The organism is Roseibium sp. MMSF_3247, assembly GCF_030733765.1.
Lineage (GTDB): Bacteria > Pseudomonadota > Alphaproteobacteria > Rhizobiales > Stappiaceae > Roseibium.
The window spans coordinates 138,616-164,605 of the sequence record NZ_JASHII010000004.1; the positions used below are offsets into that span (position 1 = coordinate 138,616).

The following is a 25,990-nucleotide window of genomic DNA, read 5'->3' on the forward strand; positions in this document are numbered from 1 at the left end:
GGAAAAAGGACCAGACAACCGGTCAGGCCTGAGCGACTGCATCATCTGTTTCGCGCAAATAGGGATGACCGTTTGGTCCGGGCTGAGCATCCAGCCAATTTAACAGTTCGCCGACTTGAAGGCTCGGCGTGAAGAAATAACCTTGCAGGCAGTCCGCGCCCAATCTGCTCGCGAATTCCGCCTGTTGCTCGGTCTCAATGCCCTCTGCCACTGTTTTGCAATCGAGCTCTTTCGCCATCTTAAGCGTGTAGGCCATGATCGTGCCAATGCGTGGGTCATCACTTGCACCAGCAATGATGGACTGATCGATCTTCAAGAAATCAACCGGCAGGTTCGCGAGCCGGGCAATGTTCGAATAGCCGCGGCCGAAATCGTCGATAGAGACCCTGTAGCCAAGATCGTGCAGCTGGTTGAACGCATCGACGGCTTTTTCTTCCGAACTGAAAAGCGTGTCTTCCGTGACTTCGATCTCAAGCAGGCCTGGATCAAAGTTCAGTTCATTCCGGATCGCTTCAACGTTGCTTATGAAACCCTTTGAGATAAAGTGGTCGGTGCCGATGTTCACGGACATCCAAAGATCATGCCCTTCAGACTGGATCCTGTTGAGGTCCTTCATAGCGGTCTTCATGACCCATTCGCCAAGGCGCGGCATGGCATTAGAGCCCATGAGGCTAGGGACCCAGAACTTCGGCATAAAGAGCCCGAACTCCGGGTGTTCCCACCGGGCGAGGGCCTCGACGCTAATCACCTTGCGCCGCCGCGTGCAGATTTTTGGCTGGTACTCCAGATAGAGCTTTTCTTCCTCGATCGCTGCGGTCAGGTCACGCCGGATCTCGGAGACAGATTTCGTCCCGATATGCGGTGCATAGACTTGGGTTTTGTTCTTGCCCGACCTTTTTGCGTGGTACATGGCAATGTCGGCCCGCTTGATCAGCTCAATCAACTCAACGCCGTCGTTCGGGAATTTCGCGCAGCCGATGCTTGCACCTGGAGTAATGTTGAGCTCGGCAATCGGCTCTGCCAACGCATTGCGGACTTGGGCCAGAAACGCTTCGATCTCCTCATCATCGATCAACCCCTGGATCATGACGATGAACTCGTCGCCGCCGATGCGCGCCACAATCGGCGGGGCGAAGGGTTTGCCCTCGGGGGCGCTCACCTTTGTATTCCCAGCCACCTTGGAGAGGGTCTCAGCGCACGCCTTCAGGTGTTGATCGCCGGCAAGATGGCCATAAAGATCGTTGATCTCTTTGAAATCATCCAGATCGATCAGCAGAATGATCCCACCACGCTTTGGACTGATTGCTTCTTCCAGGATGGATGTTGCCTGAAGATGCAGATGATCCCGGTTCGGCAGTCCGGTTACATGATCACTGAAGGCCAGTTTTTCGATTTGTGCGCTCGCCATCGATATGCGGGACACCATCGTGTTGTAGCTGTCGCAGACTTCCTCGGTCTCGCGGAAGCGCATGAGGCTTTTCGGCATTTTCAGTGAAGACAGTTTCTGGTTCAACGCGCCAAGATGCATTGCATGGGCAAGTTCTTCGATGGGACGCGACAGGGACCTCGCTAGGAATAGTCCGATAAACACGAGGAATACGAGTGCCATCCCGAGCACCGGAAGGAGTGAATACAGAACCTGGCTTGCCTTGGCGTGGATTTCTGAGATCGGTTGGGGAACCATGATCCCCCAGCCCGGACCGGGCACCGTTGCAAAGCCGGCAATCATCTGCTTCTCAACTGCCGGAGAATAGAACTCGCCAACTCCGCTGTTGCCGTCCATCATTTGCGCGACGACCGGAACTGCGGAGATGTTTTTCCTGGACGCAATCCATTCGTCTCTTGGATGGGCGATCACAGTTCCCGAGCTGTCGACGATGGCCGCGTGCCCTTTCTCACCGAAGACAATGCTTTCGCCGAGTGCAACGATATAGTCTGGCTTGATCACCCCAATGAGCGTTTGATTGCTCTGTTCAATGACAAGATAGATCCGGTTGCGCCCCTCTTTGTCAGGCAAGACATTTGAGAACACCGGCTGATCCGGATTTGAATTGCCGAGAAGGGTTTCTAAGGTAGCGTCTTCAATATGGCCTTCTCCCGAGACCCCCGTTTTGAAGAAGTACTCGGTGTGCCCGGTCCGCTTGTCGGTAATTCCAACACACGCAATGAACAATTGTTCAAAGAGACGGCTGTAGGCGCCGGATGTTTCACTCGACTTCGCTGAAGTTCCGATTGCCTCCACGGCTGCGACCAGGTTTTGCTGGTAATGATCCAGCGTCGCGGCTGCTTTCCTGGCAAGGAGCAGGTGCCGGTCCTGAACATCTGCAAGCTCACGAGCAACGGTTTCCCGATAGGACCAAACGCTGAAGATGATCGTCGGCAAAAGAGCAGCAAGCAAAAAACAGAAAATCACATAACTTCTGATCTTCATCTGATGTCCTTTGGATTGCACAAAGCGCCCTGATCAGCGCCCGGCTTCTTGCCTTGTCTAATTTGGTTATCGTCTTCCGCGATCTTCCCGTCCAAAATTCCAGGTCGTAATATGTCCGTCTTGCAACACCGTAGCAAAAGCGGCTTTATGTTAACATACGGAAACTCAACACTGTAATTTTGCAGGGCACTGTCTGCAAACGTCATTAATGATATCGAGCAGGATGTTACAGGGACATGAAACTTACTTGGTATGGACACTCCGCATTCAAACTTGAAACCGGCGCTGCCACCATCTTGTTTGATCCATTTTTGACCGGAAACCCGATGTTTCCTGACGCCATAACCCCGAAGGAAGCAGCGGAAGGTGCAACACACATCATCCTGACACATGGCCATGACGACCACATTGGGGATTCAATCGATATACTGAAGGAAACTGGTGCGCAGCTGACGGCCAATTTCGAAATCTGCATGTGGGCAACACGCCAGGGGATCGAAAACATCAATCCGATGAACTCGGGCGGCATGGTTGATGCAGGGCCGTTCCGGGTTGGCATGGTCCGCGCGGATCATTCCTCCTCCAAGCAGACCGACGGCGAAGCCATTTATCTCGGCAACCCACATGGCATCATCGTTGAAGTGCCCGGCCAGAAAGTCCTCTATCACATGGGCGATACCGACATTTTTTCCGACATGGCATTGATCAATGAAATCTACCAGCCGAAGATCGGTCTTGTTCCCGTTGGAGACCGGTTTACGATGGGTGGAAAGACGGCCGCAATGGCCTGTCAGCGCTTCTTTGAATTCGACACAATTGTGCCCTGCCATTATGGCACGTTCCCGATTCTGGATCAGAACACGGACGCATTCCTGACAGCGATGGGAGAACACAGCGGCAAGGTGGCCGCTATGGCACCCGGAGACTTCATAGAGATTTGATAGGTCTTGCGTTTTCTGGGTTCTTCCAGATGTTTCGAAGCTCCGCCTATGGGCTGATTTCCGAAACGCTATCGGACAAAGACAGAAGTTTATTTGATCGGAGGAAACATGCGGCTGGCGTTATGGATAGCAAGCCTTGGACTGGCAGTGACCGTTGGAATGCCCATCAGCTTTGCGGCTGACAAGTCAGTTACACCAGACGGCAAACCGGCCCCGTCACAACCAGCTGCAAAACCCGGATCTCAAGCAGCCATTGAAAAAGAAGAGGCTGCCAAGACGCCTTACAACGCAGTACGTGAGGTGTTTTCCGGCAACCAGACCGTAGCGGGCGAGGAAATTAAGTTTCCGCAAAACAATCCGTCGATCCATTCGTTGGTTGTCACCATGGCCCCTGGCGAGGAAACAGACTGGCACCAGCATCATGCGCCTCTTTATGCCTATATCCTCGAAGGCGAAATTACCGTGACCTACGAGGGGATTGGCAAGAAAATCTACCGCGAAGGTGAGGGGCTTCTTGAAGCAATGAATGTCACGCATCGCGGCGTAAACACAGGCGATGGTCCTGCGAGAATTCTTGCGGTGTTTCTACTAGGCGACGATGGCAAGGCAACAGTGCTCGAAGAAGCTCCGGGTGGCAGTGATGCGCCGAAGATCCAGTAAGTGACTGGAAACTGAAACTGCCGGCTGATGCGAGCCTTGAAGCAAACAATTAGATCAAATGACGACCAGCCGCTGTGATACCCCACAGCGGCTGTGTTTTTCCAAGCTGACGGCTTTGGGATGTCCGGCTCAATTCCCGAACAAGATTTTCTTCCCGCAACTCGGGCAGAATTTGGCGAACCTGGCTCAAACTCAGGCCACTCGATTTCGCAATTCCGGTTGCTGTTCGGAAGCTGTACTTGTCGCTGACCAATGCAGTCAGGATTTTCCGCCAATTCTCATCGATGAGGTCTGGCGCGCTGGTTTCCAATAGCGTCGAAGGCTCTGGTGTGACGGCTGGAGGTTCCTCGGTTTCCGCGGTCGTTTCGATGATGGCGGAGACGGTATCGCTGGTCTGGTGCAGCTCCCGCTGGAGTTCATGCAGCTCGGCCTCCAGACCATCCTTGCCGACTTTGAAAGACTTCACGAAGGATCCCGCCCAAGGCAAAACGGCGATACCGCAAAACACGAGTGCTTCGGTGGTGATCTTGTCTGGATAAACGATGCTCACGGCGACCATCGCCAACGCGGCGACCGTCACCAGGCCGCGGACGATCAGATCCTTATTTACACCATCTTCGTCCATGGCGGTTTCCCCCTCCGGCATAGAACAAAACCAGAGTGGGTTGGGCGCCGGCTCATGTCAATCTCTGGTTGGTGGCTCAGTGACCGACCGATTTTGAGAAAACGTTGATCACGATCACGCCGGCAAGGATCAGGCCGAGGCCGAGAACAGCAGGCAGGTCCAATTTCTGGCCGAAGACCAGCCAGGCGACCATAGTGATTAGCACGATCCCGGCGCCAGACCAGACCGCATAGACGATGCCGGTGGGCAGGACGCGGATTGGGTAGGACAGACACCAGAACGAAATGCCGTAGCCGACAACCGTGATGATGCTTGGCCAGAACCGGGTGAAATTCTCGGTTCTGGCCAAGGCCGATGTTGCGATGACTTCGGCGGTTATGGCCGCAGCGAGGAACAGATAGGTGGCAGCGGTTGGAGCGGGCATCAGAGTCTGTTCAACAGGGCCGGGGTTGGCCAAGCGTCTGCAGGCATGCCGAGTTGTTGCTGGACTTGCTGGACTGCACCGCGCGTTCCGGCGCCCAAAATCCCGTCGATCTTGCCGACATCATATCCTAATGCGCTCAGCTTGGTCTGCAGCTGCTTCATTTGAGCGTCATTCAGGCCCTGGTCCGGATTGCCCGCGTTGTAACGCGGGGCCCCGGCAAGGCGCGTCGCGAAGTAGGCCGCCGACGTCGTGTAGATGAACGACTGGTTCCACTCCAAGTAAATGTTGTAGTTCGGATATGCCAGAAAAGCCGGACCCTTGCGGCCCTGCGGCAGCAGAAGAGACGCAGGCAAATTCCCCGAAATCTGGCCCCAGCGCGGCTGAACCCCCAGCGCGGCCCAGTCGCCGCCTGACTTCGTTTTGCCAAGGCCTGTTTCGGCCCAGTTCAGGTTTTGAGGAACGGTGACTTCCTGCAGCCACGGCTCGCCGGGACGCCAGCCTAGATGGTTGATGAAGGCACCGGCTGTCAGGATCGCGTCAGGGGCGCTGGCTTTCAGCCGGACATGGCCGTCTCCATCAGCGTCCTTGCCGAACTTGATGATGTCTTCGGGCAGCATTTGAACCATGCCGATTTCGCCCGCCCAGGCTCCCGTGGTGTTCCGTGGGTCCAGATCTCCGTGCTGAACCATCTCGATCGCAGCAATTAACTGAGGTCGGAAGAGTTCAGGCCGGCGGCAGTCGTGTGCGAGCGTGGCGAGCGCGTTGACCGTATTGAAGTCGCCTTGAACAGCGCCAAAGTCGGTTTCAAGTGCCCAAAAAGCGGTGATGACAGGCGCTGGAACACCATATACGCGCTCAACACGGTCAAATACACTGGCGTATTTTTGCACGTTGGCAGCGCCGTTTTTCATCCGGTAGCTTGAGATCACGCGCTTGGAAAAATCCAGGAACGTCATCTTGAAGACGCCCTGCGCCCGGTCGCGCGACAGGACCTTCCGGTCAATCTGCGCACCAGAGAGTGTCTGATCTGCGGCGCTTGCGGATAGGCCTTTGGCAACGGCTTCCTGTTTCACGCCGGCAAGGAATGATTGAAAGTCACCGCCGCATTGTTGGGCCGCAGCCGGGGTAGTCATCAGCGCGAGGCCTGTCAGCGCGGCAAGTGCAAATGGCTTCAATGGAAAAGGGGGGCGGGTCATGAACCAGTCCTTGTCGTCAACGATCAATTGAGGGTGCTTTTTGGCACAAAATTGCGATCAGTTGAGTGTGCTTTTCTGGCAAGGTCAACCGTTTCCAGAAGGAGGCCCTGTTTCATCCACCAAAGACGCAGCGGGCTGCACTGGTTAGCGGCAGTTTCGGCCGCCTGAGCCGACCATCAAACCACCGTCGGGAGACCTTTCTGATGGACCGTCGACGCTGGCGCTTGATCGGCAGTTGGGCATGACACCTGCACCATAAGGAGCTGCACTAGAACCAGAATTCTGCTGGGTGCAGATTTGGTAAGCCATATCATAAAGTGCTTGCCAGCCTTGAGGAACAGAGCCGAGATTGTTCAACACACCAAGGGCTGCGCCTGTGCGTGCGCCGCGGGCAGCGCCCCCAGTCAATGGGTTCCATTGCCCACCGATAACGGCACCGGTCATGCCACCCGAAACAGCATCACCAACCATGTCACCGCTTCCAACGTGCGCATTGGCATAATCCGTTGCGTAGACCACGCAGTCTGTACCGTCTGCCTTGGACGGAGAGACAGCAAACAGCAGAAGCGGCACCACAAGTGCGCTGTGGGAAAGAGTGCGACTGAAAGTGGTTCGCATGCCGGGGCCTCCCGCTTTTGGATCCGGGAATTGAGTTTAAGGGCAACGCCTTAACAAGCTTCTACCTGCAGCGTTGCCCATTGGACACGTTACCTGTCGACAAATTTCTGGCCGACAAAGCCCGTCTTGCCGTCGTGAATGACTTCACACCACCACTTTCCGCAGTCGTTGAAGCTGACTTCTGAACCTTCCGGCACAATCCCGATGATTGTGCCGTTTTTGGTTCCAGTTGCGCGCAGATTGACAGAAGCCGTGATCGTTCCTTTTGTCTCGTCGCTCGAAACAGACGGCGCGAGCGGCGTTCCAGCTGCTTGCTGCAGTTCGGACGTTGAAAGGGCCTGTGGAGCTGTTTCTGTACTCCGTCTCGCTGACACTGTCCGCGCAGCTGTTGTTTCAGAACTTGCTACGCTTCGCGCAATCGCGGCCCGATCCAAAGACGCCATCGCCCGGTTCGCCAACTCATTTGTCGGTGTGTCGCCGTTTGTCTCTGTTTCCGCAAAGGCCTGATGGATTCGGTCCTGCGCTTTTGTGAACGTCTTCGGGGTTTCCGGTGACGCAACGGTAGACGGAGTATTCGAAACCGAGTCTATGAGATCACCCTTAGGAACCGCTGTTATTGTTTGGGTTTCGACCTGGACGACATCCGGTTCACCCCCCACCATCAAATCCGGCAAGCCAAGCGCAATGGCACCAGTACCTGCAAGAGCGAGCAGAACCGTACTCACTGCCAGCGCTTTGAATGACGGTCCATACTGAACGGGCAAGGCGCGGCTCACACGTCGCCGTCTTGGACGCGGTGTCCAGTCATCCATTGGATCTGCGGTCAGAACCTCCGGCATATCCAAGGGGGTCTCATCCGATCCCTTCAGTGCCGGCTTTTTAGGCTGCTGAGGCATCTTTGTTTCAAAATCTGCACTCAATTGCAGAATGCGAGCCGCCAGGGCGCTGGGGTCGTTTTGATTGTCTTCGGTGGCAGCGTTTGCAGTTGTTGTCGTGGTTATTGTGTCTTGCGTTTCTTGTGTTGCATTGTCCGGTGTGCCCTCAGACTGAGGTTCGCAAGAGTTGGTTTGGGCAGTTACTTTTACCATTGAGCCCTCCATGAGTTTGCGGTTTGGCACGCGCGGAGCGATCGCCATGTTGGAGACCTGCCCAATAAGCCCGGCCAATGCGCCGTCATGCGGGCTGGATTGCGGCGGCTCTGCGGAAATTTCCGGCAATTCTCGCGATGGGTTGCAACCCCATAAGGTTCGAGGCGTTTGCAAATACATAACCTGTGGCTGGCACACTGGTCGCCGGGTGAGTGGTGCTTGATCGGGCAATCTGTCCATCTTTTCCGGCGCTGAGGTCATGTTAGGAATGGGCAAAACACGATGAAAAATGTGCGCGCGCGGTTCAAACGCCTGGCCGGAGCGGTTCTCTGCAGCGCCTTCATGGCCGCTGTTCCCGGATATGCGCAGGAAACACCCAAGTTGACGGTTGGCTTCATGGCGACACTGTCGGGGCCAGCGGCGATTTACGGGGAGCATATGCGCGATGGCTTCATGCTCGCTGTCAATCAATCGAACGGCGCGCTCGGCGGCCTCGAAACAAACGTCCTAATCACTGACGACAAGCTGGATCCTGATTACGCCGTTGAAAAGGTTACAGAGCTCATCGAAGTCAACGGCATTGATGTGCTGGTTGGCGTCAATTTTTCCAGAGTGATGCTCGCGGTACATGATCCTGTAGTGCGCAGCCGAACGCTGTTCATCGGGACCAGTTCCGGACCGGCGCCAATCGCGGGGCGGACCTGCAGCAGATATTTCTATTCAACTGCGTCGCAAGATGATCAGGTCCATGAAACAATGGGACGGTTTGCAAGCTTGAAAGGCTATCAACGCGTTGTCACGATCGCGCCGGACTATGAGGCCGCCCGGGATGCGCTTGCCGCCTTTCAGCGGCATTTCAAGGGCCAGATTGCGCGCGAACTCTTCCCACGCCTTGGACAAACCGATTTTTCCGGCGAATTTGCTCAGATCGATGAAATCAGCCCAGATGCCATTTACGCCTTCATGCCGTCCGGAATGGGCGTTGAGCTGGTGCGCCAGTTTCACACCTCCGGGCTGAAGGGGGCCATTCCTTTCCTATCCGCCAAGACTATCAATGGCGTTTCATTGCCGTACTTGGCCGAGACTGCTGAAGGCTTGATGTCTGCGTCGACCTGGGCGCCCAACCTCGACAATCCGGCTAACAAGCGTTTCATGCGCGAGTTTCAGCGTACCTATGGCTACCAGCCATCCGTTTATGCCGCCCAAGGCTATGATGCCGCCAAATTTCTTCACTTCTCGCTGGAACTCACCGGCGGTATCAAAGATACAGAAACGCTGATTTCTGCCATGAATGCAGCGCCTTTTGAGAGTGTGCGTGGTGATTTCCGTTTCAATGACAACCAGTTCCCGATCCAGGACTTCTATTTGGTCGAAGGGGTGCGCCGGACAAGCACGCTCTACGAGATGGAGGCCACCGCCCGGATTTTCGATGATGTCGGCGACGCCTATTCTGGCTCGTGCCGGATGTAGGGCGGGGTCAGGGTAGGGCCCTGTGCCAAGTTCGGATACTCTTTCCGGACTGTGCAGTCCGAAATATTTCTAATGCGTCTTGTAATTCCGGAATGAGCAGTCCATATCCGGTTCATGAGTGACACAGCAGACATTCAAAAACCAAATGGACCAAGCTCCGGCGGGCGTGCGCCGGGGCCGGGGCGGCCGCGGGAGTTCGATGAATCGAAGGCCCTTGAGACCGCGCTCAATGTCTTTTGGCAAAAGGGATTTGAGGCTGCGTCGCTTGATGATCTGACGAAGGCCATGGGCCTGAGCAGGTCAAGTTTTTATGGCACATTCGGCAGCAAGCAGGCGTTGTTCCAACGTGCGTTGCTGCAATATTCCCAAAAGGCCCTGGACAACCTGCAGGACGTTGCCGACACATCGGGCGATGACCCTGTCGGTGCAATGGTCAAAGCGTTGGCGGACCCTGAGGGCGGGTCCCGCGGATGCATGTTGATCAATTGCGTTACGGAACTCGCGCCGCATGATCAGGATGTGGCAACCATCGGCCGCCGCCACTTGGAATCCATCGAAGAAATCATTGCAAAAGCGATTGATCCGGACAATCCGGACACAGTGCGTGACCAAGCCAGTGCCTATGCGTCGCTGGCCATTGGGACACTCGCATTAAGGAAAGCTGGGGTCCCGGCTGAACGGATCGCTAAGACACTTGCTCAGGCCAAATCTGTCCTGAGCCCAGACTAACCTATTTGTCTCAAATCCCATCGAAGGGGTTTTGGGACTAAATATGGACTGATCATTCCGTAAATGTCAGTTCCAACCGTCGATATCGTTGAAAAGGAAACGTGATGTCCGACACCAAACTGTTTTCCCCGGCCAAAGCGGGTGCCATTGATCTGAAAAACCGGATCGTGATGGCGCCGCTGACTCGCAACCGGGCGCGTGTGGAGGATGATGCGCCATATGAGCTTCATGCCAAGTATTATGCGCAGCGCGCAGGAGCCGGTTTGATCATTTCCGAAGCTTCTCAAATTTCACCTCAGGGGAAGGGCTATGCCTGGACCCCGGGCATCTATTCGGATGCCCAAATCGAAGGCTGGAAGAAAGTCACAGATGCGGTTCACGCCAAAGGCGGCAAGATCGTCATCCAGCTTTGGCATGTGGGCCGGATTTCCCATCCCGTTCTGCAGCCGGGCGGGGCAGACCCGGTCGCGCCATCCGCAATTTCTGCGACCTCGAAGTCGTTCGATGGCACCAGCTTTATCGAAACCACTACCCCGCGGGCGCTGGAAACAGATGAAATCGCCGGTATCGTTGAAGACTATCGGAAAGCAACCTTGAACGCGAAGGCTGCCGGGTTCGATGGCGTGGAAATCCATGCGGCGAACGGATACTTGATCGACCAGTTCCTAAAAGATGGCGCAAACCAGCGCACCGACGACTACGGAGGCTCCATCGAAAACCGCACGCGCTTCCTCAAGGAAGTTGTCGATGCGGTGACCGGGGCCTGGAGTGCTGACCGTGTGGGAATCCGTTTGAGCCCGTTCTCCAACGCCAACAACATTACAGAAAGTGACCCACAGGCTGTCTTCAGCCATGTGATCAAACTGTTGAATGGCTACGGCCTTGCCTATCTGCATCTGGTGGAAGGCCAGACCGGTGGACCGCGGGAGATCCCGGAGGGCGGTGATTTGGCGGCGCTTTATGCGTTGTTTGACGGCGCCACCATGGGCAACAATGGTTATGACCGTGACATGGCCATCGAGGCTGTCGATAGTGGTGACCTGGACCTTGTTGCGATTGGCCGTCCGTTCATCTCCAACCCGGACCTTGTCGAGCGGCTTGAGAAGAATGCCCCGCTCAACCCGCTGGATCCGGATACGCTCTATGGCGGCGGCGAAAAGGGCTACGTGGATTACCCAAGTCTTGCAGAGAGCGCAGTTGCTGCTGAATAAGCCTTAAGATCAGGCTGCCCGGCATCCACAAAATCCAGGTCGGCCCGAAAGAAGCCGGTGCAGACAGCTGCACCGGCTTCTCTTGTTTTGGGCGAGATCCGACCCTTGCGGCAGATGACCAAAGCTTAATGCAAACGCCACCCCGGAGCCGCAATTGAGCCCCCACCTCTAGGTTTCGATGAAACAAGAGATAGGGATATTGGATATGACAAATATGAAGAGTTGGGTGGCCGGGGCCGCTCTCGGGACCGCAGTAGTGTTGGCGGCAGGATCTGCGGTCGCAGCTGTTGCCGTGGGCGATACGCTTGGGACCAAAGTGTCCGAGATCGCCGCCCAGCTTGAGGAAAAGGGGTACACTATTCGCGAGATTGATGTTTCACGCAGCAAGATCGAAGTCGAAGTAACCTTTGATGGCGCGGACTATGAGATCGATGTCGATCGAACCAGCGGCACGGTGATCAAGATCGAGGACGACTAACGTTCTGCCGTAGTGACGAACGGTTGGAGGTTTACTGCGCCGGATCCAAGACTTCTTGCTTCTGGCGGCGGGCGAAGGGTGTCTCCTCGCTTGTCGCCGCAACAGGGGCTCCGGTTGCCGCGTGATGCGTCATGATGTTGCTGTGATCGTCTTGCCGCGCTTGGCGCAGGCAAATGCCGGCGATTTCAATCGCACGCTGAATATTGGTGTCGGCGGTGCCGGCAAAAATCCCGGCGCTCAACCTTGCGGAGAACCTGTTACCGGATGCCGACTGGCTCTCCGTGACGAGCATTTTCGAAATCCGGCGCGCGTAGGAGTTCGCCTCAACACCATCGGATAAGGGCATGAACACAACGATCTGGCCGGTTGGCAAGTGACCCGCAACCGCGGTTGAGGGCAATGTGGAACCGGAGATTTTCGCGAAGAGTTTTTGCAAGGCGTCGCGCATGGTTGCACCATAACGTTCTTCGATCTGCCTGAGCTCGTCAATGTCCATCAGGACCAGCGCATAGGGGGCGGATGTCGGGACCAATTGTTCGTGGTGTTGCGATGTGGCGCGCATGAAACCACGCTGATTGAGCAAACCCGTTTGCGGATCTTTTTCCGCTTCTTCGCGATACTGATGCCGCTGCATCTCGAAGATTGACATCGTGATCCCGACCAACTTCAAGACGATTGCCGTGATCAGAGCAAGGAAACAGAGCTGCAGAGGCAGAGTTTCGTAGGACTCAAGCAGGGTCGGGTAGTGTTTTTGCAAATGCGCGCCGATCAGGCTGATCCTGACGGCGGCATCCATCGAGAACGCAATTGTTAGAAACCAACTGCTGACCCGGTGATGGTTCAACCGGATACTTTCCCGGACACAGAGCAAAACCCCGAGCAGGCAAAAGCCGTTGATGTAAATGACCCGCAAAAGAATGTCCTCGCGGAAGAACTCAAAAGCATAAAGGCCCAGCCATCCAAGTGTTCCTGCGACCGGCAGCCACAGGTATTGCATCTTTCTGCCGTTAAAGAGTGCAATGGCACTTGGCCTCAGACCGAACCCGATGGTCAGGAGGGCGTTTGCCACAATGATACTAAGCGCATCTGGAATGGCACCGCGTTGACTGATCATTATTGCCGCCGCCGCGGACAAAAAGAGGCAAATTCCCCAAAGCCCCCAACCGGCCCGAACGGATTTCGGAGCGGACCGCATTGCGATCGACAAAACAGTCATGACGACCGCGCCGATCAGATAGGCAAGAGTAACAACCGTAAAGAGAGTTTTGACGTCCAGGTTCATGGCGGGAAAGTCTGAATCAATGAATGTGACGAAAACGGAAGGTGTCGATTCTATACACTACGGGCCACCACATGTCCTCGCCAATATTAACAAAGGACTGCTGTTTTGGGAGTTTCCGCGGCCTCAAACGACGTGTCTGTTGTTTCCAAGGGATTACAGGTTTTGCGTTATGAGGTCGCGACCAGGCCGCGCGGCTGGTTCGGCGAATTCACAATCGTCAGCTCATCAGAAGGAGCAGTCTTGTCGAGAGCGACATGCCGATTGCGGCCGGTTTTTTTGGCTTTGTAGAGCAGCTGATCGGCGTGATCAAAGGCCTCTTCGAAATCATGGCTTGTCGTCGCAGTGATGAGACCGGCACTGACCGTAATTCCCGAAACGTCCGACTTTGGACAAATCGCGCATTGCGAAATGACTTCGCGCAGTCTGCCAAGAAGATGGACGGCATCTGCTTTTTCTGTTTGCGGCAAAAGCACAGCGAATTCCTCGCCGCCGATCCGCCCTGGCGGAATTGCCCTGGGAAAGATCGATTTCATGGCAGTCCCAAAGGAGGCGAGCACGCGATCACCGGCAGTATGCCCAAACTGGTCGTTGATCGACTTGAAATGATCAATATCGATCAGGATGAGAGTAAAGGCCTGAGTCTGGTTCGTTGATGAGAACCAGCGTTCAGCCGCCTTTATGAACGCACGCCTGTTTGCAAGACCTGTCAGACTGTCGGTCAAGGCCTGCTTTTCAAACCGGACCTGGATGCGTTCAATGGCCATCGCGACAAAGGAGGCCGACACAATGACAATCGCCACCATCAACAGCACCAAATAGGCCAGTGGCTGTATGGGATTTGCAAAGACCTTAAGGGATTCGTGTTGGTAGATGAGTTGGCTTCCAATCGTCATCAGGTAGGCGGATGCTTCGAGAAAACTGCCGATCGTGAACAACCTTACCGATGACAGGTGTTCCGCGTTTAACCTGAAAACACGCCATACGGAGTACATTGCGGCTGCTAGAAGCATCGACTGGACGAAAATCAGCCTGATTGAAAACGAGCCAAAAAAGTCTGGAACCAAGCAAATGACCAACCAGCCACTGAGGGCCGCAAGTAGCATCCAGCCGCGTACCGGACGTCCATAAAAAACCGCAATGGCTTCCGGGCGCAAGGCAAAGCCGAGCAAGACCAGAGCGTTAGCAAACGTGATGCTCCAGAATGCTGAGACCTCAGACCGGAAGGCAACGAGAACAGTTCCACACGCAACCAAGAACATGGCAGGTGCATAGATGGCAAATGCCAAGCGTGTTGCCCGGTTGGCTTTCTTCAAACTCACAAGAAACGCCAGCAAAATCAGCGCACTTGCAAATTCTGCTGCTGCCAATGCGATCAGTAGTGTCGGCGTATCCAGTGTCATGCTGCTTTCCGGCTCTTGGATCGCGTTCTAAATTTTAAATAGAAGTAATATAATAACGCAACTAAAACGCTTATGTCATTTTTTACATGTAAAGGGTTGGCAAATACCTAACGGTACACAGCTGTTTTCCGCCGAATTGCTGGTTTCTATTCCGTTGAAACGAAGGCCAGATCCATTGATCGAATGAACTATAGTCTCGTTTATGTTCTGGGTTACCCTGCCTTAACAAGAGCGAGAAGGGCGGCGCGCCGAGTGCCCGTCCTTAGCAACGATACAATCATTTGCCAGACCACAGTGTGCGCCTAACGTGATCTTTTGTGCGATGCGCTACGTACTTCTTGCATCGGCAAACTATTGACCCACTTATCGTAAAACCACCAACGACCGTTCAGGCCATCCGGACCCCTTCATGGATTCAATCACCCAATTCGTACTGGGCGCAGCCGTTTCAACGGCGTGTCTTGGCAAGAAAATCGGTCCAAGGAAAGCAGCGCTTGTTGGCGGCTTATTGGGGACCGTGCCGGACCTGGATGTTCTCATCCCGTTTGCCGACCCGGTCGACAGCTTTGTCTATCACCGTGGATGGACGCACTCCGTGTTTGTTCATGCGCTTGCGGCACCGGTCTTCGGAGAGCTGCTCGTTCGCCTCTTTAAGGGCTTGAGAGACCATCGCTGGCTGACCTACCTGACGGTTTATCTGTGTTTCGCGACCCACGCGATGATTGACGCGATGACGGTCTACGGAACACGCATTTTCTGGCCGTTTTATCCAGATCCCGTGGGTGTCGGATCGGTGTTCATCATCGATCCGGTCTACTCGCTGCCGCTCTTGTTTGTCGTTGTTTGGGCGTTTTTCAAAAGCGACTGGACCCAGAGATTCGGACGGTGGGTCGGCGGCGTTTTGGTTGCGACCAGCGCGTACATGCTGTTGTCGGTCGGAATTCAAGCCTATGTCGAGCAAAGAGCGGAGCAGATCTTCGCCAGCCAGGGAGAGGTTCCCGAAAAGATCTTCGCAATCGCAGCGCCGTTTAATATTGCGCTTTGGAAAGTGATCGGTCTCGATCCAGACCGCTATCAAAACCTTTACCTGTCGCTCTTTGACGGGGATCAGGAGCCGGAGATTTACACTCATTCGCGCCATCCTGAACTCGTTGCCTGCGTTCAAAACTCGGATGCTTATCAAAAGCTCGATTGGTTCAGTCGCGGGTTCAATCGCGCGGAACTCGTGGACGGCAAGGTGGTCATCTCGGATCTGCGGATGGGTCTGACACCTGGTTACGCGTTCCGATTTGCCGTTGGTGAACTAACGGATGGTGGCATTGTTCCGATGATGCCGGAGCGGGACTTGTCTTTGCGCCGTGCCGACAGCGAAGACTTCGCCTGGCTCGGCGAGCGTTTGAGAGGGCGGCCTGCTATACGTGCAGCCGAAGCGTCAGAGATGCCGGCTGTTACGCAGCCTTCCGAGCGCTCGTGCTAGCCTGAAACACGCTCGCGTCAGTATTTGATCCCGAACTTGCGATACAAAAAATGTAGGAGCCACGCCGGTCCGATCAACAGGAACTGAATGTCCTTGAAAAAGGACGGTTTCTTGCCTTCGATCTTGTGTCCGATGAATTGCCCGATCCATGCGGCTACGAACACCGCCAGCGCTGTTTGCCAGAGCGGCAGCGGCAGACCGTAGCTGGCGTTTATGGCGGAGCAAATTGCCCCGATTACGGCCATGCCAAAGGCAAGTGGAACGGAGAGGGTCAGGTAGTAGAGTGTCGCCAGTCCTATCACCAGAGTTGACCAGTTGAGAAACGGTACTGCAGTGAACCATGACGGAACCGGCAAACTCCAGAGCAGAGCGGTGACAGTCCAGACGATCACGGGAACACAAATCCAGTGAATAAACTTGTTGGTCGCGTTCTGGTGGCTTTCGCCATACTCCGCCAACAAACTGTCAATCCGGCGGTTGTTCGCTGTCTGTGTCGCCATGGGCTCCTCCCGTACGCTCGTGCATAGTTTATATTGAACATTTGTTCAATTAAAATCAACCGCTGACTTGTGCTGGTTCGACACTCCTCTACGACCGCGAAGGTGATGAATTGCTTAGAATAAGAACTTCAGCAGCCAAGTAATTGCATGAAAGTTGAGCAGAGTGCTGAACTTGTTATCATTGGCAATATTTGCAAGCCATAATTAATAAATTGCGCGGGATCATGCCGCCGATTCTGGTTTCTTGGGCGGTTAGAATGCGTAAGCTTCGGGTTCAGTTCGAAACGCTTGTTTGGTGTGCAGTTTTTTTCATTACGGGTATGTTGCTGCCTGCGCAGGCTGCTTCGGCGAATTTGCAACAGCGCCTCGATATGGTCTGGGTGCTGGTTGCTGCGGGGCTGGTTCTTCTGATGCAGCTCGGATTCATGCTGCTTGAAGCGGGCATGGTCCGGTCAAAGAACTCCATCAATGTTGCGCAGAAAAATCTTCTGGATCTCGCTGTTTGCGTGATCATTTTCGCCGTGTTCGGATTTGCAGTGGCGTTTGGGGCAGGCGGCACATGGTTTGCCGGTTACGATGATCGGTTGTTTTTACTGTCGGACGTTACGCCTTGGGCTCTGACCGTGTTTGCCTTCCAGGTCATGTTCTGCGGGACGGCGGCGACAATCATTTCCGGCGCAGTTGCCGAACGCATGCGGCTTCAGGCTTATGTCTGGTGCACGGTCTTAACCGCAGCCGTCATCTACCCGGTCTTTGCCCGTTGGGCGTGGGGCGGCGTTTTGTTCCCGGACGCCGAAGCCTTCCTTGCCGATCGCGGGTTTGTAGATTTTGCAGGGTCAACAGTCGTTCACGGGACAGGCGCCTGGGTTGCGTTGGCCGCATGTATCATCCTCGGTCCCCGGATCGGGCGGTTTGACGCCGAGGGCCGAGCTTATCGTATTCAGGGTCACAGCTCTGTTCTGGCGACAACCGGTGCTGTCGCTCTCTTCGTCGGCTGGCTCGGATTTAATGGCGGTTCAACACTGGCCGCCAGCTGGGATGTGCCCAAGATCTTCGCCAACACCGTCTTGGCGGCCGCAGCCGGGACTGCCGCTGGGTATCTGGCCGGCAAGTATCGGGATGGCGTGGTTTTACCGGAAAACTCTATTTCGGGGCTACTCGGCGGGCTCGTTGCAGTGACTGCAGGGTGCCATATTCTGACGCCCGGCGGTGCGCTCTTGGTTGGAGCTGCCGGAGGGGCCACAGCGCTCTTCGGAGCGCTTGTTCTCGAACGCTATTTCAGGCTGGATGATCCCGTCGGCGCGATCAGCGTTCACGGATTTGCTGGTGTCATTGGAACGCTTGGCCTGGCCGTTTTGGCGCCTGCAGAGGCATTGCCGCTCGGCGCGCGCGTGCCTCAGCTTTTGGTTCAGCTTCAAGGCATCTTGACCAACTTCTTGTGGTGTTTTGGTGTGAGCATCCTGTTCCTCGCGGTGTTGAACAAATACAGCCCGCTGCGTTTGTCACAGCAGGATGAAGACATCGGTCTGAATGAGGCTGAGCATGGGACACGGCTTGGGATCGGACATGTTGAGGATGCGCTCGACAGCCTGATTGCCGGAAAGGCCGATCTTTCCATGCGCCTTCAGGTGTCCAAAGGCGAAGATTCTGAGCGCCTAACCCGGTTGTTCAACGCGCTTATGGATACGGTCCAAAGTCAGGAGCAGGCCCAGTCCCGTGTCGCTGATGCAAAACGGACCCAGGAAGAAGCAGAGCGTCTGTCGGCGCTCGCAAATGCCACCTTTGATGCGATCGTTATTTCTGTCGATGGGCGTATTCTGGACGGCAACAAAACCTTCGAAGAGCTCGTCGGTTATTCGATTTCTGAGCTTGAAATGCGCGGTCTTTATGAGTTTGTGGAGACCGGTGTTGCCGGAACTCTGGAAGATCATCTGATCAAGGCGGAGAAGGAGCCGCGCGAGGTCGTATTCGTCAACCGCGCTGGCGAACGGGTGCCGGTTGAGATCCGGACCCGCGTGATCGCCTACCGAGGTGTTCCAACTCGTGTGTCAGCCCTTGTTGATTTGCGTGAGCGGAAAAAGGCGGAAGCGCAGATCCTTCATCTCGCGCAGCATGATCCCCTGACTGATCTTCCGAACAGGGCCGTCTTCAATGCCGAACTTCAGCAGACACTGCGCCGATGTGAAAAGAACGGGCAGGGGGCCGCGCTGCTGCTTGTTGATCTGGACAAGTTTAAAGACATCAATGATCTGCATGGTCACCCTGCCGGGGATGCGGTCATTCGTGTCACCGCAGAGCGTCTTTTGAGCGCTTGCCGAGGCAGTGACACCGTGGCGCGTCTGGGCGGGGATGAATTCGCCATTATCCAGACGTCGATTTCATTCGCCAATCAGGCGGAAGACATGGCGCACCGTCTGGTTGCCATTCTGTCTGAGCCGGTCAATTGCGGACACGGGCTAATTGTGAAGCCAGGGGCCAGCATTGGGGTTGCCATGATCGCGGCAGGTCAAAGCGAGGAGCAGGTCGTTTCGAACGCCGATATTGCCCTCTACAATGCCAAAAGCGCTGGACGGCAGACATATTGCCTGTTCCGAAAGGGCATGGGGGCTGAGGTGCGGCAGCGCCGTGAAATGGAAAAGGATTTGAACGCGGCTCTCGCTGATGACCAATTCGAGCTCTATTTTCAGCCGCGCCTGAACCTCGCCACGGGGAATATCGTTTCCTATGAAGCGTTGATCCGCTGGAATCATCCGGACCATGGGCTTGTCAGCCCAGTGGAGTTTATTCCGGTTGCCGAAAACTCAGGCCAGATAATCGGGATCGGTAAGTTCGTGCTTGAGCGGGCGCTTGCAGTTGCAGCACAGGAGATCCCCACCGGCAACATCAGTTTGAATGTCAGTCCGGTTCAGTTTCGGGACAAGGATTTTATTGAGGACGTGGCGCGTGCCATTAAGGCGTCTGGAATTCCTGCGAACCGGATTGAACTTGAGATCACCGAAAACACTCTGATCGAGGATGATGCACGGGCTCTTTCCATTCTGACGAAACTGAAGGACATCGGCGTAAAGATCGCCCTGGATGATTTTGGGGTCGGGTATTCCTCACTCAGTTATCTCAGCCGCTTCCCTTTCGACTGCATCAAAATCGACCGGTCCTTTGTGTTGGAGGCGCAGCAAAACTACAACGCATTGGCGATTATTGAAGCTGTCGTAAGGCTGGGCAAGGCGCTTGATATGCGGATCGTTGCCGAAGGTTTGGAGGACACTGAAAACCTCTGCCTGCTGGCAGCTCAGGGGTGCCATGAAGTGCAAGGTTATCTGATTGGCAAACCTGTTCCAGTCGACAAACTGGTCCGGGTTGCACCCAAAGCTGTGCTGGCGGCGTTGGATCGGATCAGGTTTGCCGCTGAACTTGGCAGTGACGATATCCCGCCTGCAGAATTGGCCAGTTGATCCAATCCAAACCGTAAAAGCACTGATTGTTCTGAAGGGGTGCCTGTCTGGATTGATGGCTTGAAACGTCAGTTCGCTTCGTTTTCTGGCAAAGGAGGCACTGCGATTGTGCTCAATATGCCAGCCGGATCATGGATCTCAGGAACCTGCGTGCAGTCTTTTTCGTTGGTTTGACTGTCCGACTGCTTTTCTCTCAAGGCGACGCATATCGGGATCGCGGCTTGCCGGGTGCCGGCGGAAGCTGCCCTGATCACGTCGGCAAGTGTTCCCTCAGTAGCTGATAGGGACGCTGCCAAATGTTTGGCGAAAAGGGCGATCGTCCGGTCAGCGGAATAGTTTGCCATTTGTCCGGCACCGGCAGAAGTCACCAGCGCCTCGGGGCGGGCATCCAGATTTGTCGCATGTGTTTCCAAAAGGTCCGGATCGATCGTGTCGGAGTTGCTGGTATCCAGGATCAAGATCACCTGGCCAGCCGGGACGGTATGGAGCATGGCTGCAAAGGCGGGGGCCGAGACCCATGTCCCCGTTTCAATCGCAAGCTCCGTGCTTTCTGGTTTTTCGTCCGCCCAAAGTTGCAGTATTTGACGGTTCGGCAAGCCGGCCTCAACGGCCGCGTTGGAGATTGACGGTATGTTTGCGTAGATGATGAGCCGGTCGTCTGGCCCTAGTGTGTTGGCGAGCGCCGTGACGGTTTTCTTGAGGCTGTCTGCGGAGGCGCCCTCATTTAACATCAAGTGAAGCCGCGCTTCGGAGAGACCGAGCCGTTCTGAAAAAGCCTTCAGAACGGTTTGAACACTGTTCCGGCAAACCTCTACCGATTGTGTCCGCCATGGCGGGCAAATCCCGATACCCAGAACCATGTCGGCGGCTTGGGTTGCTTGTGCAAATGCAGGCTTTGAAAGTGGTCGCTCCAATACAGCAAGACCAACTCCGCAGATCAGTGTCAGCAGCAGGCCTAATTGAGCGCCAGTCCTCTTGAATACTGTCACCGCTGTTCCCCGGCGTATCAGCCACTGTGTTCATGCGTCAGCTGTGCGCAATATGTGCGCAGCGTCCAGAGTCTATGTGCACGTTATCGCGAAACCCGTTTGCGCAAAACCTGCATTGGAAAAATTATGCATTTTATTTACCTGGAAAATACTGAACGTTTTACGCGAGTTATCTCGCAAGGGAAGGTTCCGTATGCTGGATTTCAAGGGAATTGGCGTTAGGGTTTTTTGAATTTATTCTGGTCATCTGAATGATCCAGAGTATCGACAGTTTTTACACTGCTTGTTGCTGAATAGTGGCGATTGTGACCGCCTCATTTATTCAAAATTAATTTTAGTCGGGAGATACTCAGCACCAGTTTTTTTCGGACTGCTGACAAGGTCAGCACGTAGAAGCTGGGGTTTTCCGGTGCCAAAAAATGCCTTCCTAACGGGACGCGAGCGAACGTTTCACAGAGACGATGTCATCGTCAGCAAAACCGACCTCAAGGGCCGCATAACCTATGCCAATCGGGTTTTTCTGGACGTTGCCGGTTACACTGAAAAAGAAGTTCTGGGGCAGCCACATAGCCTGATCCGCCATCCTGAGATGCCTCGATGTGTATTCAAGCTGTTGTGGTCCACACTCGAAGCTGGTCAGGAGATCTTTGCCTACGTTGTAAACCGTTGCAAGAATGGCGATCACTACTGGGTTTACGCCCATGTGACCCCGAGTTTTGACGCGTCTGGTAAAATCATCAGCTATCATTCCAATCGGCGCGTTCCCGACATGGCGATCGTGAACAAGCACATCATTCCGCTCTACAAGATGCTTCTTGAAGAAGAAAAGCGTCATGCAAGCCGTAAGGATGGCATGCTGGCCAGCGAGCAGATGGTGTTGGGGCTGCTTGAGCAGCATGGGATCGCTTACGACGAATTTGTCGCGACACTGGGTAAGGCGGCTTAATCACCGGAGCAGCCTTCAGGCAGGCGACCGGCTAGGAATAGGTTTGGGAATAGGCAGATGATCGGTGGATTGAGCAAGGCGTCACTGCGCAAGGCGGCCAAGGTGTGCAAGGCGGTAGCTGCGGGCGATTTCGAAGCCCGTATCACCGGAATTACCGAAACCGGAGAGGCGGCAGAACTTATGCATGCCATCAATCTCCTGATCGACCGCACCGACGCCTACTTGCGTGAATCGAAAGCCTGCCTCGATTATGTCGGGCGCAATCAGCATTTCCGAATGATTTCCGAAACCGGAATGGTTGGCGGGTTTGCAAGTGCCGCCAACAGCATCAACAAGGCGACCGTTGCGATTAAGGAAAAGCACGACGCCTTCTGCGATCTTGCCGAACAGTTCGAAACCCGGCTCAAGGACGTTGTCGAGACTGTTACGCATTCCGTTCAGGAGCTGAACACTGTTTCAACGGGGGTTGCTGCGGCCAGCGCGACTGTCAACGAACAGTCGACCGTTGTCGCTTCAGCGGCAGAGCAGACTTCGGCGAACATGCAAAGCGTGTCGTCGGCAACGGAAGAACTTGCCAGCTCGGTAGGAGAAATCAATCGCCAAGTTTACTCAGCGTCGGAAACGGCAGAAGGGGCTGTTTCCAAATCCGATACCATGAATCGTGAAATTGGCAGCCTTGCGAAGATGTCTTCGGACATTGGCGAAGTTGTTCAGTTGATTACAGATATTGCTGCGCAGACAAATCTTCTGGCGTTGAACGCGACGATTGAGGCGGCACGGGCCGGCGAGCATGGCCGTGGGTTTGCGATCGTTGCTCAAGAAGTCAAGGCGCTCGCAGGTCAGACAGCGGAAGCAACGCAGACGATCAACGGCCAGATTTCCGGTCTGCAAGGGGCAACAAAGAACGCCGTTGCGGCCAGTGAAGAGATCAGCCTTGCAATTGATCAGGTCAACAAGGTTTCAACGGCCATTGCGTCGTCGGTCGAGGAGCAGGCCGCGGCCACGGGCGAGATCGCTCAGAACATTGACGAAGTCGCCTCTGGTGTTGCTGAAGTCAGCAGCAGCATTGCAAACGTTCGGGCGGCCACGGCGGAAAGCAAGCAGATCAGCGACCGCGTGCTTGTGGAAGCCGAAGCCCTTAACGCTCAGGAAGTCCAGCTGCGTTCGCTGCGCGAGGATATGCGTCACTTCCTGGCAACCGCCACCAAGGTTGGATAAACTAGGTTGGCTCTGCGTAGCAATCGGTTTGCGGACGCAACGCGCAGCTGAGGCTCCCGCCAGGTTTTAGGCTGATTTCGCAGCTTCGAGTTCTGCCATCATCAAAGCCCGAACTTTCTCCAGGGCCTTAAGAGGCCGGAGCATGACCTTGAACTCAGTGATTTGGCCAGCTTCGTTAAACGTCATCATATCGACGCCGTTGATGTGAATTCCGTCGATCTCTGTCTCAAACTCAAGCACGGCATCCTGTCCTTGCTCGAGAATTCGGCAGTATTTGAACTTTCCCTCCTTCAAAAGCACCGTGAACGCGCTCGCAAGATAGAGGAAGGTCAGCTGTTTTCCCTTTTGCGGAGTGTGCATGACGGGGCTGTAGAAGACACAATCGTCCGCAAGGATCTTGTTGAGGACCTTATATTTGTCTGCCCCCTCAAGGCCGCTGAACCAGAGGGAGAGGTGATCGGAATACTGGGTCATGGATCCTCCCGTAAAACAAAAAGCTGCAGGATGGTATCCTGCAGCTTTTGAGTGGTAAATCCGTGACGCTACGACAGCTGAGCAAAAAACTCAGGCGCTCTCAGCAAGCTGTCTGTTTTGAACCAGCCGGGACACGACGTTTTCTATGATCTTATGGCCGGCGTTCTGATCCAGCGACATGATGGATTCTGGATGGAACTGAACGGCGGCGATCGGCTCTTTCTGATGCTCGATTGCCATCACGACACCATCTTCTGTTTCCGCCGTTACCCGGATGTCGCTGGGCAGTGTGTCCCGTTTGGCAAAAAGCGAATGATAGCGGCCGACGATCACGGGGGCGTTCAGGCCATCGAAGACGAGTGAGTTGCCCAGCAACGAGATCGGTGATGGCTTGCCGTGCATCGGCACATCTAATTGGCCGAGTTCCGCGCCGAAATACTCCGATAGTGCCTGAAGGCCGAGACAAACGCCAAAGATCGGCAGGTTTCGCGCCCGCGCGCGTCCAATCGTGGCTGCACAATCAAAATCCTTTGGGTTGCCGGGGCCGGGAGACAGGACCACGAGATCCGGGTTCACATCATGAAACACATGATCTGCGACTGGGGTTCGATACGTGACAACCTCGGCGCCTGTCTGGCGGAAGTAGTTTGCCAGCGTGTGCACGAAACTGTCTTCGTGGTCGACCAGGAGGATTTTCAAGCCCTTGCCGGGTTTTTTAACGTCGCCAGCGGCCGTTGTCTTGGTCGCAAGACCAGCTTCGCGAACAGCTGCGCGCATCGCTTCCGCTTTGAGTTCGGTTTCCGCTTCTTCGTCCTCGGGAATGCTGTCATAGAGCAAAGTCGCACCCGCCCGAATTTGGGCAACACCGTCCTTGATACGAACCGTGCGCAGGGTGAGGCCAGTGTTCATATCGCCATTGAAAAGCACTGCGCCAATCGCTCCGCCATACCAGGCGCGCGGTGACTTCTCGTGATCCTCAATGAACTGCATGGCCCAGCGTTTTGGCGCACCGGTGACGGTCACAGCCCAGGTATGCGAGAGGAATGCGTCCAGGGCATCCATGTCTTCGCGCAAGGTGCCTTCGATATGGTCCACCGTGTGGATGAGGCGCGAATACATCTCGATCTGACGGCGTCCGATCACCTTGACGGATCCGGGGACGCAGACACGGCTCTTGTCATTGCGGTCGACATCGGAACACATCGTCAGTTCCGCTTCATCCTTGGCCGAATTCAAAAGCTTGCGGATCTGTGCCTCATCCTCAATTGCGTTCTTGCCGCGCCGGATGGTGCCCGAAATCGGACAGGTCTCAACCCGGCGGCCACCGGTGACCCGGACATACATCTCAGGCGATGCGCCGACGAGATACTCATCATTGCCAAGGTTGAAAAAGAAGGAGTAGGGCGAGGGGTTGATCTGTGCGAGACGCCGGGACACCGCCGATGGCGGGTTTGGGCAAGCCTCGTAAAACACCTGTCCCGGCACGGTTTCGAAGAGATCCCCACGGCGGAAATAGTCTTTCGCCTCTTCAACAAGGCGCGCGTATTCGCCCGGTTCATGGTCGCCGCGGCCTGGATCCTGGTTCGCAGGGGTGTACTGACGCTTCTCGCCCGTGCGCTCAAGGCCTTTTGTGCTGCGGCCATTAACGACAAAATCGTATTCCAGAACATAGGCACGTTTGCCGTGGTGGTCGACAATGAGAATTTCGTCGGGCAGGAACAGAACAACATCCCGCTGGTCGTCTGGCCGGTCGCGTTTCAAATCGATCGGTTCGAACTGAAACGCCACGTCATAGCCAAATGCCCCGTAGAGACCGAGCTGATCGTCATTGCAGGCAAACAGGTCTTTCAGAGCCCGCACGATCGAGAAAGTCGACGGCTGACGGGAGCGCTCTTCTTCCTGAAAATCGCGATCTGGTTTTTTGACCGTCAGGTCGATGCGCTCGTCGGTCTCGGCAAAATGTTCGACATCTTCATGGGTTTTAAGGGCCTTGGCGATCGCTGGCATCAAAATCTTGCCGCGGTCGTTCAATGCACGGATTTCGACGGTCCGGTCTGCTGCCTCCATGACGAGAGGCGGATTGACCAACGCCATGTCCCAACGGGTGTACCGGCCGGGATATTCATAGGACGAGGCAAGAACGGCCCCGCGCTCTGCGTCCAGCCGGTCGATCCATTCCGATGTCCCTGTTTCGTAATCGGAGGGGCGGGAGCTGCGCAGGATGGTGATCCCGCTCTCGGTTACGAAACTCTGGTCTGCCAGTTGCGGCATGGTATGTCCCCGTCTTTTTTGGCCTTTGACCGGAACCCGGACGGCCCAATAAAGCACCAAGGCCGCCAGCGGGTTCCCGCGGCGGCCTTGGTTGAAACTTGTCGATCTTG

At 55.2% G+C, this 25,990-nt stretch carries 22 protein-coding genes; 10 read left to right on the top strand and 12 right to left on the bottom strand.

Annotated elements, in window-relative coordinates:
• Positions 1-22 precede the first annotated feature (22 nt).
• Positions 23-2,431, bottom strand: coding sequence for an EAL domain-containing protein (locus tag RBB44_RS14565; protein ID WP_306148440.1), 2,409 nt, complete (start codon positions 2,429-2,431; stop codon positions 23-25).
• A gap of 236 nt (positions 2,432-2,667) precedes the next feature.
• Here RBB44_RS14565 and RBB44_RS14570 point away from each other — a divergent pair, with 236 nt between their 5' ends.
• Together RBB44_RS14570 and RBB44_RS14575 are read left to right on the top strand one after the other, a co-directional pair.
• Entirely contained in the window at positions 2,668-3,372 is a 705-nt protein-coding gene (locus RBB44_RS14570; RefSeq protein ID WP_306148441.1) for a metal-dependent hydrolase, read from the top strand.
• Between the two features lie 108 nt (positions 3,373-3,480).
• Positions 3,481-4,032, top strand: coding sequence for a cupin domain-containing protein (locus RBB44_RS14575; protein ID WP_306148442.1), 552 nt, complete (start codon positions 3,481-3,483; stop codon positions 4,030-4,032).
• A 49-nt stretch (positions 4,033-4,081) separates the two neighbouring features.
• On the opposite strand, the gene RBB44_RS14580 is transcribed toward RBB44_RS14575, so the two are convergent.
• From RBB44_RS14580 to RBB44_RS14600, 5 genes are all read right to left on the bottom strand, one after another.
• A complete protein-coding gene (locus RBB44_RS14580; RefSeq protein WP_306148443.1) occupies positions 4,082-4,657 on the bottom strand; it encodes a hypothetical protein in 576 nt (191 codons plus the stop codon).
• A gap of 76 nt (positions 4,658-4,733) precedes the next feature.
• On the bottom strand, positions 4,734-5,081 hold the full coding sequence (locus RBB44_RS14585) for an SMR family transporter (RefSeq protein ID WP_209175014.1): 348 nt from the start codon (positions 5,079-5,081) through the stop codon (positions 4,734-4,736).
• A complete protein-coding gene (locus RBB44_RS14590) occupies positions 5,081-6,277 on the bottom strand; it encodes a lytic murein transglycosylase (RefSeq protein ID WP_306148444.1) in 1,197 nt (398 codons plus the stop codon). The genes RBB44_RS14585 and RBB44_RS14590 overlap by 1 nt, the downstream gene beginning before the upstream one ends.
• Before the next feature lie 144 nt (positions 6,278-6,421).
• On the bottom strand, positions 6,422-6,895 hold the full coding sequence (locus tag RBB44_RS14595; RefSeq protein ID WP_306148445.1) for a hypothetical protein: 474 nt from the start codon (positions 6,893-6,895) through the stop codon (positions 6,422-6,424).
• An 89-nt stretch (positions 6,896-6,984) separates the two neighbouring features.
• Entirely contained in the window at positions 6,985-7,983 is a 999-nt protein-coding gene (locus tag RBB44_RS14600) for an SH3 domain-containing protein (protein ID WP_306148446.1), read from the bottom strand.
• Between the two features lie 282 nt (positions 7,984-8,265).
• Between RBB44_RS14600 and RBB44_RS14605 the strand changes: the two genes are divergently transcribed.
• The 4 genes from RBB44_RS14605 to RBB44_RS14620 all read left to right on the top strand — a co-directional run bounded on the left by RBB44_RS14605 (position 8,266) and on the right by RBB44_RS14620 (position 11,871).
• On the top strand, positions 8,266-9,453 hold the full coding sequence (locus RBB44_RS14605) for an ABC transporter substrate-binding protein (protein ID WP_209175018.1): 1,188 nt from the start codon (positions 8,266-8,268) through the stop codon (positions 9,451-9,453).
• Between the two features lie 114 nt (positions 9,454-9,567).
• On the top strand, positions 9,568-10,182 hold the full coding sequence (locus tag RBB44_RS14610) for a TetR/AcrR family transcriptional regulator (protein WP_306148447.1): 615 nt from the start codon (positions 9,568-9,570) through the stop codon (positions 10,180-10,182).
• A 104-nt stretch (positions 10,183-10,286) separates the two neighbouring features.
• Complete coding sequence (locus RBB44_RS14615; RefSeq protein WP_306148448.1) at positions 10,287-11,393, top strand: alkene reductase; 1,107 nt, start codon at positions 10,287-10,289, stop codon at positions 11,391-11,393.
• A gap of 205 nt (positions 11,394-11,598) precedes the next feature.
• A complete protein-coding gene (locus RBB44_RS14620) occupies positions 11,599-11,871 on the top strand; it encodes a PepSY domain-containing protein (protein WP_306148449.1) in 273 nt (90 codons plus the stop codon).
• Between the two features lie 31 nt (positions 11,872-11,902).
• On the opposite strand, the gene RBB44_RS14625 is transcribed toward RBB44_RS14620, so the two are convergent.
• Positions 11,903-13,153 carry a GGDEF domain-containing protein gene (locus RBB44_RS14625; protein WP_306148450.1) on the bottom strand — a complete coding sequence of 417 codons (1,251 nt, stop codon included), beginning with the start codon at positions 13,151-13,153 and terminating at the stop codon, positions 11,903-11,905.
• A 167-nt stretch (positions 13,154-13,320) separates the two neighbouring features.
• The gene (locus RBB44_RS14630; RefSeq protein WP_306148451.1) at positions 13,321-14,553 is read right to left on the bottom strand and encodes a GGDEF domain-containing protein; all 1,233 of its coding nucleotides are present in this window, start codon (positions 14,551-14,553) and stop codon (positions 13,321-13,323) included.
• A gap of 409 nt (positions 14,554-14,962) precedes the next feature.
• Here RBB44_RS14630 and RBB44_RS14635 point away from each other — a divergent pair, with 409 nt between their 5' ends.
• Entirely contained in the window at positions 14,963-16,030 is a 1,068-nt protein-coding gene (locus RBB44_RS14635; RefSeq protein ID WP_306148452.1) for a metal-dependent hydrolase, read from the top strand.
• 17 nt (positions 16,031-16,047) lie between these two features.
• Here RBB44_RS14635 and RBB44_RS14640 read toward each other — a convergent pair whose 3' ends face one another.
• Positions 16,048-16,530, bottom strand: coding sequence for a DUF962 domain-containing protein (locus RBB44_RS14640; protein WP_306148453.1), 483 nt, complete (start codon positions 16,528-16,530; stop codon positions 16,048-16,050).
• Positions 16,531-16,787: 257 nt separating this feature from the next.
• Here RBB44_RS14640 and amt point away from each other — a divergent pair, with 257 nt between their 5' ends.
• Positions 16,788-19,982: an ammonium transporter gene (gene amt / locus RBB44_RS14645; RefSeq protein ID WP_306148454.1), complete on the top strand. Its 3,195-nt coding sequence runs from the start codon at positions 16,788-16,790 to the stop codon at positions 19,980-19,982.
• Positions 19,983-20,050: 68 nt separating this feature from the next.
• On the opposite strand, the gene RBB44_RS14650 is transcribed toward amt, so the two are convergent.
• A complete protein-coding gene (locus RBB44_RS14650; RefSeq protein ID WP_306148455.1) occupies positions 20,051-20,971 on the bottom strand; it encodes a hypothetical protein in 921 nt (306 codons plus the stop codon).
• Positions 20,972-21,380: 409 nt separating this feature from the next.
• Here RBB44_RS14650 and RBB44_RS14655 point away from each other — a divergent pair, with 409 nt between their 5' ends.
• Positions 21,381-21,917 (top strand): PAS domain-containing protein, encoded by a 537-nt coding sequence (locus tag RBB44_RS14655; RefSeq protein ID WP_306148456.1) that lies wholly within the window; start codon positions 21,381-21,383, stop codon positions 21,915-21,917.
• Between the two features lie 57 nt (positions 21,918-21,974).
• Positions 21,975-23,135, top strand: coding sequence for a methyl-accepting chemotaxis protein (locus RBB44_RS14660; protein ID WP_306148457.1), 1,161 nt, complete (start codon positions 21,975-21,977; stop codon positions 23,133-23,135).
• Positions 23,136-23,201: 66 nt separating this feature from the next.
• On the opposite strand, the gene RBB44_RS14665 is transcribed toward RBB44_RS14660, so the two are convergent.
• Together RBB44_RS14665 and RBB44_RS14670 are read right to left on the bottom strand one after the other, a co-directional pair.
• Entirely contained in the window at positions 23,202-23,609 is a 408-nt protein-coding gene (locus RBB44_RS14665) for a nuclear transport factor 2 family protein (RefSeq protein ID WP_306148458.1), read from the bottom strand.
• Between the two features lie 90 nt (positions 23,610-23,699).
• Complete coding sequence (locus tag RBB44_RS14670; RefSeq protein ID WP_306148459.1) at positions 23,700-25,880, bottom strand: anthranilate synthase; 2,181 nt, start codon at positions 25,878-25,880, stop codon at positions 23,700-23,702.
• Positions 25,881-25,990: the final 110 nt, after the last annotated feature.